We start from the raw sequence: 766 nt of genomic DNA, 5'->3' as shown, positions 1-766 counted from the left end.
CGATTTCCTCGTTAGCACCGGGATCAAGTGCGGGAACAGCGGTCGTGAACGTGGCGTTCGGTCCATTCGTAATCGTCGCGGTTGTCGCAGGCGCACGGATTTGCGATGGATTGTTCACAGTTGCACTGACGATAAGCGAGTCGTTCCACCGAACCGCCTCTAGGTGTTTGACGGCAAGGTTTGGCTTTGCTAGCGTGAGTGTTCGGTGATTGTTTTCTTCGCTGAATTCGTCGAGTGTCTCGTCTGGGTCGACAGTAATCGTCAGCGTCCCATTCGTGTCAACGGTTCCGTTGAGTTGTGCTGTCGCCGTTTCGTTCGGAGCGAGTGTTGGGACAGCTGCTGAATCTAACTCAGTAGAGCCAGCAGTCAGGACAACCTCCGAGGGATCGCTTGTAAGATCGCCGTGGTTCCTCACGGTAACGTTGGTTGTGACGTTAGCCCCGACTGTTGCGTTCGACGGTGGTGTCGTAACTGTGACGCCGAGATCGGGACGGAACTGTTGGCGGAATACGTACAAGTCGTGGGCTTGCTCGCTTCCGAGATCTTTGCCAGCGAAGACTGAGACGAAGCCAGTATCGGTCGCAACGGAATCTCCCTGCCAGAACGTGAGATTCTGTGCAGACCCATCAGCGTAGGTTCGGGACTGGAGCCACGAGTCATTGACCCGTGCAGTATAGAACACACGCGCAACGCTGCTTCCGGCAGTGTGCGCACGGTAACTTACGAGCAGGCGATCATCCCGTTCGGTGAGCTCTATCGACTGTGG

At 56.0% G+C, this 766-nt stretch carries 1 protein-coding gene; it reads right to left on the bottom strand.

The window, feature by feature from the left end; genetic code table 11:
• The coding region (locus tag AUR66_RS15390) for a CARDB domain-containing protein (protein ID WP_197409811.1) at positions 1-682 on the bottom strand (682 nt) is incomplete at its 3' end.
• Between the last annotated feature and the right edge of the window lie 84 nt (positions 683-766).

The sequence above is a fragment of the Haloferax profundi genome, assembly GCF_001469865.1.
GTDB lineage: Archaea > Halobacteriota > Halobacteria > Halobacteriales > Haloferacaceae > Haloferax > Haloferax profundi.
Note: the sequence above shows the minus strand (reverse complement) of the source record. Positions and strands in the feature narration are given on the sequence as shown.